The sequence below is a fragment of the Ruegeria sp. G10 genome (genome assembly GCF_056533645.1).
Map to the genome: position 1 here is coordinate 191,018 of NZ_JBQFOQ010000008.1, position 16,367 is coordinate 207,384.

A 16,367-nucleotide genomic window follows, 5' to 3' on the forward strand; every position below is an offset into this window, starting at 1 on the left:
CGCGCAGCATAATCTGATATTTACGCAAAAAACATCGAGACATTTGCACATTTCCATGAGTAAAACGCATAGATGAGCATGCGCCGCCCTATCCTGCCCCCGATTTCCGCCCTGCGCGCCCTAGAGGCGCTGGACCGGCTGGGGTCAGCCTCGGCGGTTGCCGATGAAATGGCATTGACGCAGAGCGCGGTCAGTCGGCAGTTGCAAACGCTTGAGGCGCATCTGGGCGCAGAGCTCGTCAGCCGTGACAGAAAGCGGTTATCGCTGACCAAGGTTGGACAGGATTATGTAGAGGAAATTCGGCCTGCTTTGGCGCAAATAGCGCAGGCGGCACTGAAACTGCATGTCTCACCGGTTGGCGGGACCTTGAACCTTGCCATCCTGCCCACCTTCGGGATGCGCTGGCTGGTGCCGCGCCTGCCGGACTTCGCGCGTTTGCATCCCGACATCACCATCAATATGACCACACGGCTGAGGCCGTTCAACTTTGCATCAGAACCTTTTGATGCTGCACTACATTTCGGCGAACCAGATTGGCCGGGAACGGATCGGTTGCTGCTTAGGATGGAACGCGTGCTGCCGGTCTGCGCGCCCGAATTGTTGCCGCAGGGGGCGCCGTCATCTCCTGGCGATTTGTTGAAATTGCCATTGCTGCATATCCAGACGCGTCCGCAGGCCTGGCAGGACTGGTTCCGACAGATGGGAGTCACGCCACCGCACCCGCTGCCCGGCACGGTGCATGATCAGTTCAACACAATAAACCAGGCCGCGCTGCATGGTCTGGGCGTGGCACTGCTGCCGAACTATCTGATCGAACAGGACCTGGCCACCGGCAAGCTGGTCGCGGCCTTTCCGGACGCCATTGAGACGATGGGCGCCTATTATCTGGTTTGGCCTCATGACAAATCACACGACGAGTCGTTGCGTCAGTTCCGACATTGGCTCGCCTCTCAGGCCCAGACCGACGAGGCGTTACCGCGTTAGCCCAAAGCGTACCCTGCCCCGCGCACCGTGCGCACCGGGTCTTCGCCGCCATGCTGAGTCAGAGCCTTGCGCAAGCGGCCGATATGGACGTCCACGGTACGGGTATCGACATAGATATCGCGGCCCCAGACCCGATCCAGCAACTGCTCACGGCTCCAGACCCGGCCCGGTTTTTCCATGAAGGTGCTGAGCAGGCGAAACTCGGTCGGGCCGAGCTTCAGCGGCTTGTTGTCCCGGCTCACTTTGTGGGTCTCGGAATCAAGGATGATGTCATCGAATTCCAGACGGAGGCCCACCGTCGCCGGGCGCACCCGGCGCAGTTGCGTCCGCACGCGGGCCATCAGTTCAACCACCGAATACGGCTTGACCACATAGTCATCCGCGCCGGTTTCCAGCCCCCGCACCTTGTCGACCTCTTCGGAGCGCGCCGACAACATGATGATCGGGATCGAGCGGGTATCTGGCCGCGTCTTAAGGCGGCGGCAGACCTCGATCCCGCTGAGGTTTGGCATCATCCAGTCCAGGACGATGATATCCGGGCGGTCTTCTTCAACCAGCAGCAACGCCTCTTCACCATTTTCGGCGCGCGTGACGCGAAAACCCTCGGCGTCCAGATTATAGGCCAGCACCTCTCGCTGAGCCAATTCGTCCTCAACCACCAGCACCGTCGGTTGCTCAGCAGACATGATGTCGGCCTCCTAGATCGTTTGCGAGGTGTTGTCGGCCTTGGGGCGCGCCTCTGAGGGGCGCTCGCCAGTGACCAGATAGACGACCTGCTCGGCGATGGCGGTGACGTGATCACCCATGCGTTCGATGTTCTTGGCGATGAAATGCAAATGCATGCAGGACGAGATGTTGCGCGGATCCTCTGCCATAAATGTCAGGAACTCGCGAAACAGGCCATTATACATCTGGTCCACCTCGAGATCGCGTTCAATCACATCCTCTGCCAGTTCGGCATCGCGCTGGATATAAGCGTCCAGCGCGTCGCGCAGCATCAGCTCGACCTCACGCGCCATCCGGCGCAGGGCAGCAGCGCTGCCGTTGATTTCACCGGCATTGACCAGAACCGTGGTCCGTTTGGCGATGTTCTTGGCGTAATCGCCAATCCGTTCAAGGTTGCCCGACACTTTCAGAACCGACAACACCAGACGCAAATCGCCTGCCGTTGGCGCCCGCAGCGCGATCAGACGCGCGGTTTCTTCGTCGATCACCTCTTCCAGAGCGTCAATGGCCTTGTCGCCCTGACGCACCTCTTTCGCCAGTTCCTCGTCACGGGTTTCCAGCGACCGCGCGGCCCCCATGATGGCGGCCTCGACCAAACCGCCCATCTTCATGATATGCGCCTGAATGGCCTCGAGATCCCGGTCGAAAACCGATGCAATATGTTGTTCGCTCATTGCAGTATTCCTGTGCTCAGCCGATCCGGCCGGTGATATAGCTTTCGGTCCGGGGGTCTTCGGGGTTCGTGAAGATCTGCCCGGTTTCACCAAACTCAACCAAGTTACCCAGATGGAAGAACGCCGTCTTTTGACTGACCCGCGCAGCCTGCTGCATCGAATGCGTCACAATCACCACCGAATAGCGCGAGCGCAGCTCGTCAATCAGCTCTTCAACCTGCGCGGTTGCAATCGGATCAAGCGCCGAGCACGGTTCGTCCATCAGCAGAACCTCGGGCTCGGTCGCCACGGCGCGGGCGATGCATAGACGCTGCTGCTGACCGCCCGAAAGGCCGGTGCCGGGCGCATCCAGACGGTCCTTGACCTCATCCCAGATCGCGCCACGGCGCAGGGATTTTTCCACGATCTCGTCCAGTTCCGCCTTGTTCTTTGCAAGCCCGTGGATTCGCGGGCCGTAGGCCACATTGTCGTAGATCGACTTGGGAAACGGGTTGGGTTTCTGAAACACCATGCCTACCTTGGCGCGCAGCTGCACCGGGTCGACGCGCTTGTCATAGATGTCTTCGCCGTCCAGCAGAATGTCACCCTGCACCCGGCAGATATCGATGGTGTCGTTCATCCGGTTCAGGCAGCGCAGAAAGGTCGACTTCCCACAGCCCGAGGGGCCGATAAACGCGGTGACGGTCTTGTCTTCGATTTCGACGTCAACGTCCTTGATGGCGTGGGTATCGCCGTAATAGACCTGAACCCCTTTGGCGTTTATCTTGATGTCTTTGGAGTCCACGGCTCTCTCCACTCGTGTCATGTCGTTCATGTTGGCCTCCATTTACCAGCGGCGTTCAAAGCGGCGGCGCAGGATGATAGCGATGATATTCATGGTCAGCAGGAACATCAAAAGGATGATAATGCCGCCCCAGGCTTTCTCATAAAAGCCGACGTCGGCACGTGCGGCCCAAGTGTAAATCTGTGCTGGCATCGCCGAGTTCGGTTCGGTGAATCCGGCAAGGAAGCCATCGGGGTAGCCACGGGCGACAAAGCCAACCATCCCAATCAGCAACAGCGGTGCGGTTTCCCCCAGCGCCTGCGCCAGACCAATGATCGTTCCGGTCAGGATACCGGGCGCGGCCAGCGGCAGGACATGATGGAACACAGCCTGCATTTTCGAGGCCCCTACCCCCAGCGCCGCGTCCCGGATCGATGGTGGCACGGCTTTCAGCGAAGCGCGGGTCGAGATGATGATCGTCGGCAACGTCATCAGCGTCAGCACCAGACCACCGACCAGAGGGGCCGATTGCGGCAAGTGCATGAACTGGATGAACACCGCCAGACCAAGGATACCGAACACGATGGACGGAACCGCAGCAAGGTTCGAGATGTTCACCTCAATCAGGTCGGTGAAGCGGTTCTGCGGCGCGAATTCCTCAAGATAGATCGATGCGGCCACACCGATGGGCAGCGAAAGCGCCAGCACCACCAGCATCATGAAAAACGAGCCGACGACCGAGGCCCCAATGCCCGCGCCACCGGGGTTGTCCACCCCTGAGTCCGCGCCGGTGATGAAGGGCCAGTTAAAAGCTTGTTTGATGATACCGGCCTCTTTCAGCGCATCGACCAGATCCAGATCGCTCAGCTGCAGGAAACGGCTGTCTTGCAACGTGTCCCGCGACACGCGGCCCTTGAAGTACCCGTCTACCCGGCTTGAGGCCGCCAGATCGAACATGATCGGCTCACCCAGCGCGCTTGGATTATCGGCATAGAATGTACGGATTGTTCCGCCCACCTTGCCCAGCAGACGCTCGATCGCGGCCTCGTCGAAATCGACGCTGATGCCGCTTTCGGCGAGTTCTTTGTTCAGCGCGGAAATAAACAGATCGGAATAGGCCTTGGTCTTGAACAGCGTCCCTTCAGCCTCATCGCGCTGCGCGGGCGTCAGGGTGAACTCCACGCTGACGACCGTGCGCTGGAAGGCCGGTATCCCTTGGGACAGGATCGAGGCAAAGAGCACGATCAGAAAGAACAGGCCCGTCGCGATGGCCACGATCCCATAGGCGCGAAAGCGCTTTTCGGCGGCAGCGCGTTTCTTGGTGCGCGCATCCGTTGCGGTTAGCGAGATCGCATGGCGACCGGATTCGGGGCTTTGCATGCTGGCGTCGGTCATTCGTACTGCTCCCGATACTTGCGCACGATATAAAGGGCGAAGACGTTCAGCCCCAGCGTGAGGACGAACAGGGTCATGCCAAGCGCGAAGGCGACAAGCGCTTCGGGTGAGGCGAAATCTGCGTCACCCGTCAGCTGGCTGACGATCTTGGCGGTCACAGTGGTCATGGCCTCGAACGGGTTTAGGTCAAGGCGCGCTGCGGCCCCCGCCCCCAGAACCACGATCATCGTCTCGCCGATGGCGCGCGATGCCGCCAGCAGAATCGCCCCGACGATCCCGGGCAAGGCGGCTGGCAGAACCACCTGACGGATAGTCTCGGACTGCGTGGCACCCAGCCCGTAAGATCCGTCGCGCATCGCCTGCGGCACGGCATTGATAATGTCATCGGACAGAGAAGATACAAACGGGATCAGCATGATCCCCATGACCAGCCCGGCGGTCATCACCGCGGTACCGGCTTTCATCCACCCCAGCCCATTGTCGCCGAAAACGCTCAGCAGCAGCGGTCCGACCGTCAGCAGCGCAAAAAGGCCGTAGACGATGGTCGGGATACCGGCGAGCACTTCCAGAAGCGGCTTGGCAAACGAGCGCACGCGAGGTGACGCATATTCACTGAGATAGATTGCTGCAAACAAACCGATGGGTACGGCGACCAGCAATGCGACCAGAGAAATGTAGAAAGTGCCCCAAAGCAGCGGTATGATACCCAGGTCCGAGGCACCACCACGGCCCGAGAAGCTGGGCGCCCAAGTGGTTCCAAAGAAGAAATCCGTCGCGGGATATAGCTTGAAGAATTCCCAGGTGTTGAACACAAGGGACAGCACGATCCCGACCGTGGTCAGAACCGCAACCGACGCCGCCGCCAGCAGCAGCACGCGAATGCCCTGTTCGACCACGTTGCGGGCGCGGTAATCCAAATGCGTCTGAAACCAGCTGAATGCAGCACCGAGCAGGGCAACCACAATAACGGCAATCGACATAATCGAATAGCCGGTGGCGTTCATAACCCGATAGCTTTGTGCGGCGCGCAGGACAGGTTGGGTGATGCTAGAGGTTACAACCTGTCCGGCATCTTTAAGCCGCGTGGTCATATCGGTAACGTCAGCCCGTGCATTTCGGGCCATATCATCGGTGATGGCACCACTTGCCACCGCATTGTCCAGACCCGCCGCGGTCCGACGCACCTCGGCCATAACAAGGCTGAGCGAGGACCCTTCTTTCACCGCAGTTTCGGGGATCATTCCCGAAACCTGAGAATTTACGACAAGTGGCTGCACCAGCAGCCAGATGATCAGCAGACCAAAGGCCGGTACGATTGTTTTCAGCGCAACATTCGCGCCATAAAAAGATGGCAGGGAATGCAGATTGCGGCTGTCGCCTCCGGCGCTCTGAAGGGCGCGTGTCCGCCCCAGTACATAGCCGATTGCCGCGATCGCAAGCACGATCAGTATGAGCCAAAGAATCGGCATGGCGCCCCCACAGGTCTTGATCGGGATTTGGGAAAAAACGGGGGTGACGAAACCGCCACCCCCGATGATTTCAAACGGGGATTGGGATCAGCTACCCGAACCCATGGTCACTTCGTTCGCAATTGCGTCCTGAGTTTTTGCCAGCTCGGGATCGGCAACCAGGCCATAGTTGGCCAGCGGACCCGAACCACCTGCAATCTCGTCAGCGGTGAAGAATTGAGCGTATTCTTTCAGGCCGGGGATCACACCGATATGCGCTTTCTTGACGTAAAAGAACAGCGGGCGCGAGACAGGGTATTCACCCGAGGCGATGGTCTCGGTCGACGGTGCGATACCGCCCATGGTGGCCACTTTCAGCTTGTCGGTGTTGTTCTCGTAGAACGCTAGACCGAACACGCCGATGCCGTTGGGGTTGGTGTCGATGCGAGCCAGGGTCTCGGTGTAGTCACCGTCGATGTCGACCGACTTGCCGTCGGTGCGCACGTCCAGGCAGGCGTCTTCGGCGTCATCTTCGCTCATGCCGCCAGCAATCATGGCTTCCATAGCGCCGGTGGTTTCGCAACCTGCCAGCAGAACCTTGTCTTCGAACACTTCACGGGTGCCGTGCTTGGTGCCCGGGATGAACATCGCGATTTCAACGTCCGGCAGATCGCCGTTGAATTCGGCCCATGAGTTAAAGCTGTTGTCGACCAGCGCGCCGTCTTTCATGACTTTCGAGCCGATGGCGTTGTAGATGTCAGCCGGCTCGAACGCGGTGAAGGCCGGGCCAGTCTGCTGGCTTGCAAATACGATGCCGTCATAGCCGATGCGGACTTCCATGATGTCAGTCACGCCGTTTTCGGCGCAGGCTTTGATTTCTTTTTCGCGGATGGCGCGGGAGGCGTTTGCAACGTCGATGGTGTTTTCGCCGACACCTTCACAGAAACGCTTCAGACCGGCCGAAGAGCCGCCCGATTCAACAACCGGCGTCGGGAAGTCAGTGTTTTCGCCAAACAGCTCGGCGACGATCGACGCATAAGGCAGAACGGTGGACGAGCCAGCAACCTGAACGTTGTCACGTGCAGCAGCAGCGGTTGCGGAAACGGCGGCGATTGCCAGCGCAGAAGCCGACAGTTTAACAAAGGACATTTCAGTCTCCTTGAAAGGATATGTGCTGATCATCCCCATGATGATCTGCGCGAACCCCTAGAAGGCGCTCGTAAGCCTTTTGTGACAAGTGTGTAACGGTTTTATGACAAGATAGGATTTTCTCAGAATCTCTTAACTTGACGATGGGTCAGCGCGGCAGGATGACCGTAAATACGGCCCCTTGCCCCAGCTCACTTTCGACGCGCAGCCGACCGCGATGGCGATTGACGATATGTTTGACGATCGCCAGCCCCAACCCCGTGCCGCCCAGCTCGCGCGAGCGGTGGCTGTCGGCGCGATAGAATCGCTCGGTCAGGCGCGGCAGATGGGTGGCGTCGATACCCGGTCCCCGGTCGATGATCCTGATCCGCACGGCAGGGCCACGCATGGCGGTATCGCGCTCGGACAGCGTCACGACCACCTCGACCGACCCACCGCTGCCGCCGTATTTGATCGCGTTCTCGACCAGATTGGTGACGACCTGCCGCAACTGGTCGCTGTCGCCGACCATCTCGACCGGTGTGTCCGGAGCATCCAGCGACAGTTGCACCCCGGCATCATCGGCCAGAGGCCGCAGCGTGTTCAAGGTCGACTGGATCAGGCCGGTCATTTCCAGTGGCTCTTTGGGCCTCACCCGTTCTTCGCTTTCGACCCGGTTCAGCGATAGCAGGTCGCCCACCAGCCGGTTCATCCGGTTGGCCTCATCCGCCATGATCTGCAGAAACCGCTCGCGCGCGGCGGTATCGTCGCGCGCCGGGCCGCGCAGGGTTTCGATGAATCCCATCAGCGCGGTCAGCGGCGTGCGCAATTCGTGGCTGACATTGGCCACAAAATCGCGCCGCATCTGGCCAGCCTGTTCCAAGTGCGTGACGTCCTGAAACACCGCCAGAACCGCGCCAGCGCTGGGCACGTAGCGGCACTGCACCTCGAAAGTCGTATCCTGCGCGCCGTCATTGGACAGGTGCCGCGCCGTGCGTCCCTGACGCGCGCGCAGACTTTGTTCAATCGCCTCAATCACCTGCGGTTGCCGCAGGATCGTGGCAAAGTGCCGCCCTTCGATCACCGGACCCAGCAGCGTCCGAGCCTCGGCATTTGCGGCGACGATCCGCTCGGACTGGTCCACCAGCAGCGCGGGCATCGGGATGGCTGCAACCAGCTCGGCAAGAGAAGCGTCGGTCATGCGTTTTCAGACCGGTCTCAGCGTTTCGCGAAACTTGCGCATGTTTTCCTGATAATGCAGCGCGCTTAGCGTCAGACGGTTGGCGGTATCCTGATCCACCTGCCGAACCACCTTGCCGGGCGACCCCATGACCAGCGAATTGTCAGGGATGTCCTTGTTCTCGGTGATCAAAGCCCCTGCCCCGATCAGACAGTTCTTACCGATCTTCGCACCGTTCAGAACGATCGCCCCCATCCCGATCAAAGTGTTTTCACCGATGGTGCAGCCGTGCAGCATCACCTTATGCCCTACGGTGCAATTGGCACCGATCGTCAGCGGGTATCCGGGATCGACATGCATCACGCAGTCTTCCTGCACATTGCTGCCCGCGCCGACGCGAATCTCTTCGTGATCAGCGCGGATCGTGCAGCCGAACCAGACCGAGGCACCCTGCTCGATCACAACTTTCCCGATCAGGTTGGCATCCGGGGCGATCCATGTGTCTTCGTGGATTTGCGGCGTGTGTTCGCCCAAGGCGTAAATCGTCATGACTGCCCCTCGAATTCCGTTTGCAAGGCACGGATGTGGTTCTGCAGGCGTGGCTGCTGAATGCGGCGCATCCGTTCGGCGCTGACGATGGTTTTCAGCTTTTCCTCGGTCGCATCCAGATCATCGTTGATCAGGACATAGTCGTAGTAGCCCCAGTGGCTGATTTCGTCCCAGCTTTTCAGCATCCGTTTGGCGATCACCTCTTCGCTGTCCTGTCCCCGGCCTTCCAGCCTGCGCCGCAGTTCGGGGATCGAGGGCGGCAGAATGAAGATCGACAGTGCGTGCTTGCCCAGATCCGAGTTTCGGATCTGCACTTCCCCCTGCCAGTCCACGTCGAACAGCACGTCGCGGCCTTTGTTGATCGACTCGCGCACCGGCTCGGCAGGTGAGCCATAGAAATTGCCGAAGACGTGGGCGTGTTCCAGCATCTGGCCGTCGGCCACCTGTTGTTTGAACGCGTCTTCGGACAGGAAATAATACTCGCGCCCATGTTCCTCGCCGGGACGCGGGGCGCGGGTGGTGGCCGAGATCGAGAATTCCAGATCGCTGTCCCATTGCATCAAACGACGCGCCAGTGTGGATTTGCCTGCGCCCGAGGGCGAGGACAGGATGATTAATAGACCTCGGCGATCCGCCATGAGTATGCCCCCGTTTCTATTCCACGTTCTGAACTTGTTCGCGCATCTGATCAATCACCGCCTTCAGCTCCAGCCCAACTGAAGTCAATTCGGCATTTTGCGATTTCGAACAGAGCGTGTTGGCCTCGCGGTTGAATTCCTGCATCAGGAAATCCAGCTTGCGGCCGACCGGACCGTCTTGCATCAACAGCGTGCGGGCGGCCACTACATGCGCGGCCAAGCGATCGATCTCTTCCGTGATGTCGGCCTTCACGGCGATCAGCGCCAGTTCCTGCGCCACCCGTTCGGCATCGACGCCCTGCGCATTGTCGACCACGCGCGCCAGATTGTCCTTCAGGGCCTGTGCAATCTCGTCCCGCCGCTGCTCGGCGAGAAGGCCGGCCTTGTCCGTCAGCTGCGCGATCTGGTCCAACTGACCTTCCAGAATACCCGCCAGCGCCTGCCCCTCGGCTTGCCGCATGTCGAGGAACGCAGCCAAAAGTCCTGCGAACTCGGCCTGCAACTGCGCGACCAGCGGCGCGGGATCATCCTCTTCGCTGCCAGCCTCAAGCATACCTTTCAGTGCCAGAAGTTCGCTGGCTTTCGACGGAGCCAGCGCAATACCACGGGCACCGGCCATTGTTTCGGTCTGGGCAAGGGCGTCCAGCGCGGCCTCCATCGCCGAGATGTTGATCTTGATGTCTGACGCGCTTTCTTCCCGGTTCAGCCGCAGCGAGAGCGTGACATTGCCCCGGCTCACTTGCTTCGACAGATCGGCGCGCAGCGCGGCCTCAAGCCCGGTCAGCCAGTCCGGCACGCGCAGGCGCATATCCAGCCCCTTGCCGTTTACACTGCGCAGCTCCCACCCCCAGCTATGCGGACCAAACGCCCCCTTGCCCGAGGCAAATCCGGTCATGGATCTGATCATGCCTGCCCTTTCCGTCAAAACCGCTCGCCGCACCTAATGCCATCGGCGGGTGGGGGGCAAGACCTTGCTCATTTCCGGCTGAGGGCGGATCGGTTAACCATTCGTTAAAGAATTGCTCCAAAATTGTATTAACCCATGTCAATTTGACAGTCGGAAACGCTGGTGAAGGCCAGCTTTGCCCGGTAGATGGCATTTTACGAAAATCGCGACTGATTGACGGTAGGGTGATGAAATGAAAACCTTTTTTGGAACTGGTGCTGGCTCAGAGTTCGGAAAGATCGTCGCAATGGACCGATTTGACAGCGGGCGCAGCCTGTCCCCCATCCGTCAGGCCGAGGCCTATTGGACCGCCCTGCTCAGGGGCGACGATGTGCCGATGCGGTCGCAGATCGATCCGCGCGGGCTTGAGAATATTCTGGAATATACCTTCATTCTCGAACGCATCGCGCCGGGTCTGGCACGGTTTCGGCTGGCTGGAAGCCATCTGAACAAGCTAGCCGGGATGGAGGTACGGGGCATGCCGCTAACCGCGTTCTTTGAACCCGGCGCGCGGGATGATGTCCAAAGCCATCTGAACCGCGTCTTCTCGACCCCCGCCGTGGCCGAGCTTGGGTTGGTCTCGAAGGGCAAACTGGGCCGTGCCAACCTGCAGGCACGGATGATCTTGCTGCCACTCAAAAGCGATCTAGGCGATGTCAGTCGGGTGCTGGGCGTGATGGTCAGCGACGGCGCGATTGGCGCAACGCCGCGGCGGTTCTCGGTCGCTGATCAGCGGGTGCGCGCGGTGTCCGATCTGAGCCGGCGGCCAATATCCACACCAGAAACGGCAATGGGTTTCGCCGAAGACCCCAGTGAATTCACCGGTCGCCCACGTCATCTGAGACTGGTGTCCTCACGAGAGGATTAAGTAAAACGGCGGGTTCCTGACCCGCCGTTTCAATTTGTTCTGAGTGATCGCTTAGCTTGCCGCGCGTTTATTCCGATCACGGCGCAGCTGGGTCAGCTCTTCGGCCACGAGGAAGGCCAGTTCCAGCGATTGCGACGCGTTCAGACGCGGATCGCAGGCGGTGTGGTAGCGGTCCGAGAGGTCCTCTTCGGTCACGGCGCGGACGCCGCCGGTGCATTCGGTGACGTCCAGACCGGTCATCTCGAAATGCACACCACCGGGGATGGTGCCCTCGGCCTGATGCACGCCAAAGAAGTCGCGCACCTCGCGCAGGACCGAGTCAAACGGCCGGGTCTTATAGCCTGTGGCCGACTTGATCGTATTGCCATGCATCGGATCGCAGACCCAGGTGACCTTGGCTCCCTCTTCTTTGACGGCCTTGATCAGGCGGGGCAGATGCTCACCCGCTTTACCAGCGCCAAAACGTGCGATCAGGGTCAGGCGACCCTCTTCGTTTTCGGGGTTCAGTTTGGACATCAGAATCTTGAGGTCTTCTGCACTGGTCGTCGGGCCACATTTCAGGCCGATCGGGTTCAGAACGCCGCGGGCGAATTCAACATGCGCGCCGTCAGGCTGACGGGTGCGGTCACCGATCCAGATCATGTGGCCGGACCCCGCCAGCCAGTTGCCGGACGTGGAATCAAGCCTCGTCAGCGCCTCTTCATACTCCAACAGCAGTCCTTCATGGCTGGTGTAGAACTCAACTGACGAGAATTCATGCGTGGTGTCGGCGGTAATTCCCGCAGCACCCATGAAATCGATCGAGTCCTGAATGCGGTCGGCAATCTCGGAGTACTTCTGAACATCCTGCCCGTCGGCAAAGCCCAAGGTCCAGGAATGCACGTGGCTCATATCAGCGAAACCACCGGTCGAGAAAGCCCGCAGCAGGTTCAGCGTGGCGGCGGCCTGCGTGTAGGCCTGCAGCATCTTGGATGGATTCGGAATGCGGGCCTCGGGCGTGAAGTCCAACTCGTTGATGATGTCACCACGGTAGCTGGGCAGTTCCACGCCATCCACAACCTCGGTCGGGGCGCTGCGCGGCTTGGCGAACTGACCCGCCATACGGCCCACTTTGACCACCGGGACCTTAGCCCCATAGGTCAGCACCATCGCCATCTGCAGCATCACCTTGAACGTGTCACGGATCGCATCCGCGCTGAATTGCTCAAAGCTTTCAGCGCAATCGCCACCTTGCAGCAGGAACGCCTCACCCCGGCCTGCGGCCCCCAGATGCTGCTTGAGCCGCCGCGCCTCGCCCGCAAAAACCAGCGGGGGATACTGCGAAAGCTGCGCCTCGACTTTGGCCAGCGCGGCCGCGTCGGTATAGTCTGGCATCTGAACCCGGGGCTTATTGCGCCAGTTCGTTTTTTGCCATTCGGTCATAGCCTTGATCTCCGCTGAGGTATTTCAGGTGGTCTCTATACAAAAAGCATTGATGAGAGACCATATCCCATTTGCGCCTCTTGACGCCGCAAACAAGCTTTGAACATGTTGGCAGGCACATCCGCCGCCGTGCTATACCCGGCGCGCACCGAATCAAGGACACATCGCCATGCAAGAGCAACGCCAAGTTGTCACCGTGGATAACGACGCGGGCAAGCCGCATAATTTTGTATTTGTACTGCTGGATAAGTTCTCGCTGTTGTCCTTCGCATCAGCTCTCGACAGTCTGCGTATCGCCAACCGTATGGCGAACCGGGATCTCTATACATGGACGCTGGCCGGTGAAGGCGGCGAAGTGGTGCATTGCTCGGCGGGAACGACGTTCAAGCTGGATTCGGATCTGTCGGAATTGCAGCGCGACGAAGTGATTATGATCTGCGGCGGCGTCGACGTGCAGGCCGCTACCACCAAACGCGTGTTGAACTGGGTCCGTCGCGAGGCGCGCAAAGGGCTGAAGATCGGCGGTCTGTGTACCGCCGCTTACACGCTGGCCAAGGCGGGTTTGCTGGATGGCAAGCGGGCCACGATTCACTGGGAAAACTCGGACAGTTTTTCGGAAGAATTCGACTCGGTCGAGTTGACCAAATCGGTTTTTCAGGTTGATGGAAATCGGATGACCACAGCGGGCGGGACCTCGTCAATTGACCTGATGCTCAAGATCATCGCAGATGACTATGGTGAGGATCTTGCCAACGCGGTTGCGGATCAGATGATCTATTCCTCGATCCGCACCGATCAGGACACGCAACGCTTGTCGACGCCCACCCGCATCGGCGTCCGGCATCCGAAGTTGAGCCAGGTCATTCTGATGATGGAAAAAAACATCGAAGAACCGATCTCGCCCTCGACCCTGGCCAAAGACGTCGGCATGTCGACCCGGCAGCTAGAACGGCTATTCCGCCGCTACCTGAGCCGCTCACCCAAGCGGTACTACATGGAGTTGCGCCTGCACAAAGCACGCAATCTGCTGATGCAGACGGATATGAGCGTGATCAACGTGGCTCTGGCCTGCGGTTTTGCATCACCCAGCCATTTCTCGAAATGCTACCGGGCGCACTATAACACCACGCCTTATCGTGAGCGTGGGGCGCAAAGCGGGCGGCTTTCGGTTTAACCCGATGTCATCCGGTACACCGCCCCCTGCCCGACCGAGATAAACCAGATCGACCCGTCCGGGGCCTCGACGATGTCGCGCACGCGCTCGGTTTCGGGGCCCTTGATCTGTTCAACCTCGCGCAGCGACGCACCCGAAAGGCGCGAGATATAGTCGAACTTGAGCGAGCCTACGAACAGTTCACCCGTCCAATCCGGCCACAGTTTTCCGGAATAAATCATCAGACCCGACGGCGCGATCGACGGATCCCAATAGTGTTGTGGCTGCTCCATCCCTTCTTTGGCAGTTCCTTCTCCGATCGCACCACCGTTGTAATGTCGGCCATACGAGATTACCGGCCAGCCATAGTTCCGTCCCGGCACGATCAGGTTAATTTCGTCGCCTCCACGCGCCCCATGTTCGGCGGTCCAGAGCCGACCGCGGGCATCCAGATCGGCGCCCTGCGGATTGCGATGCCCATAGGTCCAGATTTCTGGCTTGACCCCGGCCTGATCGACAAAAGGATTGTCGGATGGCACCGTCCCATCGCTATTGACCCGAATGATAGACCCGATGTGGTTCGACCTGTTCTGTGCCTCGGGCCGGTCACCGCGGTCTCCGATGGTTACAAACAGTGTACCGTCATTTGCCTCGACCACGCGCGAACCGAAATGGCGCCCACCACTGCCACCCGGGTTCGCCTCGAATATCACCCGAAGATTGGTCAGACGTTTGCCGTTTTCAGACAGGCGCGCGACCGCAAGCGCAGTGCCCGCACCGCCCCCTGTTTGGGGTTTCGAGAAGGTTAGAAACACCTCGCGCGTTTGAGCGAAATCCCGCGCGATGGTCACATCCAGCAAGCCGCCTTGCCCATTTGCAGCGACTTTGGGAACCCCGCGAACCTCTTGCGACGCGCCATCTGAAATATAAAGCAGGCGTCCGTCGCGCTCGGTTACCAGAAAAGAACCATCTGGCATGATCCCGACCGCCCAAGGCGTATCAAGGCCGGTTACCACCGCATCCACGCGCACCGGACCCTCAGAGGTTTCCAGAATATCGGCGCGGGTAATACCAGCGGCGAACAGCAAGGCAAGAATCGCAAATGCTCGGAACGTCATGATCTCTCCTTCGGGTGCACTGCCCTATCGTCATGAGAATAAATAGGTTTGTGATCTGCAAAAACACGTTTGCGTTAGGACTTTTCTTTTCTGCATTGCTTGCCTAGGGTCATGCCCAGAACGAAGACGTTCACACAACAATAGGGAGTAACCATATGAAAAAGCTGCTGACTGCTACTGCAGCCACCGCCTTGCTGGCGGGCACCGCAATGGCCGAGGATGTGAAACTGGGCGTGTTGTTCGGCTTTACAGGCCCGATCGAATCGCTGGCACCGGCGATGGGTTCGGGCGCCGAGATGGCGATGGCCGAGGTCACCGAATCCGGCAAGCTGCTGGATGGCGCAACCGTCACCGGAACCCGCGCCGACACGGGCTGCATCGACAACGGTCTGGCCACCTCGAACGGTGAGCGCATGATTGCAGACGGCGTTGCCGGTATCATCGGCGGCGACTGCTCGGGCGTGACTGGTGCGATTCTGCAGAACGTCGCGATCCCGAATGGCATGGTGATGATTTCTCCGTCGGCCACCTCGCCCGGTCTGTCGACCATGGAAGACAACGGCCTGTTCTTCCGCACGGCCCCATCGGATGCGCGTGAAGGTCAGGTGATGGCAGACATCCTGAACGATCGTGGTATCAGCTCGATCGCTCTGACCTACACCAACAACGACTATGGCAAGGGTCTGGCGGACGCGATCCAGTCCTCGTTCGAGGCTTCGGGTGGCGAAGTGACCATCGTCGCAGCGCACGAAGACGGCAAGGCCGACTACTCGGCTGAAGTTGGCGCACTGGCCTCGGCCGGTGGCGACATTCTGGTCGTGGCGGGCTATCTGGACCAAGGCGGCCTAGGCATCATCCAGTCGGCCTTGGACAGCGGCGCGTTTGACACGTTCGGTCTGCCCGGCGGCATGATTGGTGACTCGCTGCCCAACAATGTGGGTCCGGACCTGAACGGCTCGTTCGGTCAGATCGCTGGCTCGGGTGGTGAAGGTGCCGAGAAGTACTTTGCCATGGCCGAAGCGGCAGGTTTCGACGGCTCGTCGCCCTACTCGCCTGAATCCTATGACGCGGCGGCGCTGTTCATGCTGGCCATGCAGGCCGCAGGCTCGACCAGCCCGGCCGAGTATGGCGCGAAGATCATGGATGTCGCCAACGCTCCGGGTGAAAAGATCTATCCGGGTGAACTGGCCAAGGGTCTGGAACTGCTCGCGGCCGGTCAGGAGATCGACTATGTCGGCGCGTCCGGTGTTGAGCTGATCGGCCCCGGTGAAAGCGCTGGCTCCTATCGTGAGATCGAAGTCACCGACGGCGAGAACAAAACCGTCAACTTCCGTTGATCCAAGGTTAACAGTCATAAAAACAAGCAGCCCGGACC

General features: G+C 59.8%; 16 protein-coding genes. 4 read left to right on the forward strand and 12 right to left on the reverse strand.

Translation table 11 applies throughout. The annotated features are described in order from the left end of the window. Positions 1 to 72 precede the first annotated feature (72 nt). Positions 73 to 984 carry a LysR family transcriptional regulator gene (locus ACR0KM_RS14935; RefSeq protein WP_480859323.1) on the forward strand — a complete coding sequence of 304 codons (912 nt, stop codon included), beginning with the start codon at positions 73 to 75 and terminating at the stop codon, positions 982 to 984. On the opposite strand, the gene phoB is transcribed toward ACR0KM_RS14935, so the two are convergent. The 10 genes from phoB to ACR0KM_RS14985 form a co-directional block, all read right to left on the reverse strand. Beyond that, the gene (phoB, locus tag ACR0KM_RS14940; protein WP_480822271.1) at positions 981 to 1,670 is read right to left on the reverse strand and encodes a phosphate regulon transcriptional regulator PhoB; all 690 of its coding nucleotides are present in this window, start codon (positions 1,668 to 1,670) and stop codon (positions 981 to 983) included. The genes ACR0KM_RS14935 and phoB overlap by 4 nt on opposite strands. A 12-nt stretch (positions 1,671 to 1,682) precedes the next feature. Continuing rightward, positions 1,683 to 2,384, reverse strand: a complete 702-nt coding sequence (gene phoU, locus ACR0KM_RS14945; protein WP_480822273.1) for a phosphate signaling complex protein PhoU — start codon at positions 2,382 to 2,384, stop codon at positions 1,683 to 1,685. A gap of 16 nt (positions 2,385 to 2,400) precedes the next feature. After that, entirely contained in the window at positions 2,401 to 3,198 is a 798-nt protein-coding gene (gene pstB / locus ACR0KM_RS14950) for a phosphate ABC transporter ATP-binding protein PstB (RefSeq protein WP_480822275.1), read from the reverse strand. A 12-nt stretch (positions 3,199 to 3,210) separates the two neighbouring features. Beyond that, complete coding sequence (pstA, locus tag ACR0KM_RS14955) at positions 3,211 to 4,542, reverse strand: phosphate ABC transporter permease PstA (RefSeq protein WP_480822277.1); 1,332 nt, start codon at positions 4,540 to 4,542, stop codon at positions 3,211 to 3,213. Beyond that, complete coding sequence (gene pstC, locus ACR0KM_RS14960) at positions 4,539 to 6,011, reverse strand: phosphate ABC transporter permease subunit PstC (RefSeq protein ID WP_480822279.1); 1,473 nt, start codon at positions 6,009 to 6,011, stop codon at positions 4,539 to 4,541. The genes pstA and pstC overlap by 4 nt, the downstream gene beginning before the upstream one ends. 87 nt (positions 6,012 to 6,098) lie before the next feature. Continuing rightward, positions 6,099 to 7,139, reverse strand: a complete 1,041-nt coding sequence (locus ACR0KM_RS14965) for a substrate-binding domain-containing protein (protein ID WP_480859321.1) — start codon at positions 7,137 to 7,139, stop codon at positions 6,099 to 6,101. Between the two features lie 148 nt (positions 7,140 to 7,287). Then, on the reverse strand, positions 7,288 to 8,319 hold the full coding sequence (locus ACR0KM_RS14970) for a sensor histidine kinase (protein WP_480859319.1): 1,032 nt from the start codon (positions 8,317 to 8,319) through the stop codon (positions 7,288 to 7,290). A 6-nt stretch (positions 8,320 to 8,325) separates the two neighbouring features. After that, positions 8,326 to 8,847, reverse strand: a complete 522-nt coding sequence (locus tag ACR0KM_RS14975; RefSeq protein ID WP_480859317.1) for a gamma carbonic anhydrase family protein — start codon at positions 8,845 to 8,847, stop codon at positions 8,326 to 8,328. Next, positions 8,844 to 9,485: a guanylate kinase gene (gmk, locus tag ACR0KM_RS14980; RefSeq protein ID WP_480822287.1), complete on the reverse strand. Its 642-nt coding sequence runs from the start codon at positions 9,483 to 9,485 to the stop codon at positions 8,844 to 8,846. Before gmk ends, ACR0KM_RS14975 begins: the two co-directional genes overlap by 4 nt. A 16-nt stretch (positions 9,486 to 9,501) precedes the next feature. Next, positions 9,502 to 10,392, reverse strand: coding sequence for a YicC/YloC family endoribonuclease (locus ACR0KM_RS14985; RefSeq protein ID WP_480859315.1), 891 nt, complete (start codon positions 10,390 to 10,392; stop codon positions 9,502 to 9,504). 232 nt (positions 10,393 to 10,624) lie between these two features. Between ACR0KM_RS14985 and ACR0KM_RS14990 the strand changes: the two genes are divergently transcribed. Further along, positions 10,625 to 11,299: a PAS domain-containing protein gene (locus ACR0KM_RS14990; protein ID WP_480859313.1), complete on the forward strand. Its 675-nt coding sequence runs from the start codon at positions 10,625 to 10,627 to the stop codon at positions 11,297 to 11,299. A 51-nt stretch (positions 11,300 to 11,350) separates the two neighbouring features. Here the strand turns inward: ACR0KM_RS14990 and ACR0KM_RS14995 are convergent, their stop codons facing one another. Next, a complete protein-coding gene (locus ACR0KM_RS14995) occupies positions 11,351 to 12,721 on the reverse strand; it encodes a class II 3-deoxy-7-phosphoheptulonate synthase (protein ID WP_480822293.1) in 1,371 nt (456 codons plus the stop codon). A gap of 169 nt (positions 12,722 to 12,890) precedes the next feature. Here ACR0KM_RS14995 and ACR0KM_RS15000 point away from each other — a divergent pair, with 169 nt between their 5' ends. Beyond that, positions 12,891 to 13,895, forward strand: coding sequence for a GlxA family transcriptional regulator (locus ACR0KM_RS15000; protein ID WP_480822295.1), 1,005 nt, complete (start codon positions 12,891 to 12,893; stop codon positions 13,893 to 13,895). Here ACR0KM_RS15000 and ACR0KM_RS15005 read toward each other — a convergent pair. Next, positions 13,892 to 14,992 carry a PQQ-dependent sugar dehydrogenase gene (locus ACR0KM_RS15005; protein ID WP_480859311.1) on the reverse strand — a complete coding sequence of 367 codons (1,101 nt, stop codon included), beginning with the start codon at positions 14,990 to 14,992 and terminating at the stop codon, positions 13,892 to 13,894. The genes ACR0KM_RS15000 and ACR0KM_RS15005 overlap by 4 nt on opposite strands. 155 nt (positions 14,993 to 15,147) lie before the next feature. Here ACR0KM_RS15005 and ACR0KM_RS15010 point away from each other — a divergent pair, with 155 nt between their 5' ends. Continuing rightward, a complete protein-coding gene (locus ACR0KM_RS15010; RefSeq protein ID WP_480859309.1) occupies positions 15,148 to 16,329 on the forward strand; it encodes an ABC transporter substrate-binding protein in 1,182 nt (393 codons plus the stop codon). Positions 16,330 to 16,367: the final 38 nt, after the last annotated feature.

What these genes read in the sequence shown, in the direction of transcription:
- ACR0KM_RS14970 (WP_480859319.1), bottom strand. Translation starts at nt 8,319, where the DNA reads ATGACCGACGCTTCTCTTGCCGAGCTGGTTGCAGCCATCCCGATGCCC.
- ACR0KM_RS15005 (WP_480859311.1), bottom strand. Translation starts at nt 14,992, where the DNA reads ATGACGTTCCGAGCATTTGCGATTCTTGCCTTGCTGTTCGCCGCTGGT.
- pstA (WP_480822277.1), bottom strand. Translation starts at nt 4,542, where the DNA reads ATGACCGACGCCAGCATGCAAAGCCCCGAATCCGGTCGCCATGCGATC.
- pstB (WP_480822275.1), bottom strand. Translation starts at nt 3,198, where the DNA reads ATGAACGACATGACACGAGTGGAGAGAGCCGTGGACTCCAAAGACATC.
- phoB (WP_480822271.1), bottom strand. Translation starts at nt 1,670, where the DNA reads ATGTCTGCTGAGCAACCGACGGTGCTGGTGGTTGAGGACGAATTGGCT.
- ACR0KM_RS14935 (WP_480859323.1), top strand. Translation starts at nt 73, where the DNA reads ATGAGCATGCGCCGCCCTATCCTGCCCCCGATTTCCGCCCTGCGCGCC.
- pstC (WP_480822279.1), bottom strand. Translation starts at nt 6,011, where the DNA reads ATGCCGATTCTTTGGCTCATACTGATCGTGCTTGCGATCGCGGCAATC.
- ACR0KM_RS14965 (WP_480859321.1), bottom strand. Translation starts at nt 7,139, where the DNA reads ATGTCCTTTGTTAAACTGTCGGCTTCTGCGCTGGCAATCGCCGCCGTT.
- ACR0KM_RS14990 (WP_480859313.1), top strand. Translation starts at nt 10,625, where the DNA reads ATGAAAACCTTTTTTGGAACTGGTGCTGGCTCAGAGTTCGGAAAGATC.
- ACR0KM_RS14975 (WP_480859317.1), bottom strand. Translation starts at nt 8,847, where the DNA reads ATGACGATTTACGCCTTGGGCGAACACACGCCGCAAATCCACGAAGAC.
- phoU (WP_480822273.1), bottom strand. Translation starts at nt 2,384, where the DNA reads ATGAGCGAACAACATATTGCATCGGTTTTCGACCGGGATCTCGAGGCC.
- gmk (WP_480822287.1), bottom strand. Translation starts at nt 9,485, where the DNA reads ATGGCGGATCGCCGAGGTCTATTAATCATCCTGTCCTCGCCCTCGGGC.
- ACR0KM_RS15010 (WP_480859309.1), top strand. Translation starts at nt 15,148, where the DNA reads ATGAAAAAGCTGCTGACTGCTACTGCAGCCACCGCCTTGCTGGCGGGC.
- ACR0KM_RS14995 (WP_480822293.1), bottom strand. Translation starts at nt 12,721, where the DNA reads ATGACCGAATGGCAAAAAACGAACTGGCGCAATAAGCCCCGGGTTCAG.
- ACR0KM_RS14985 (WP_480859315.1), bottom strand. Translation starts at nt 10,392, where the DNA reads ATGATCAGATCCATGACCGGATTTGCCTCGGGCAAGGGGGCGTTTGGT.
- ACR0KM_RS15000 (WP_480822295.1), top strand. Translation starts at nt 12,891, where the DNA reads ATGCAAGAGCAACGCCAAGTTGTCACCGTGGATAACGACGCGGGCAAG.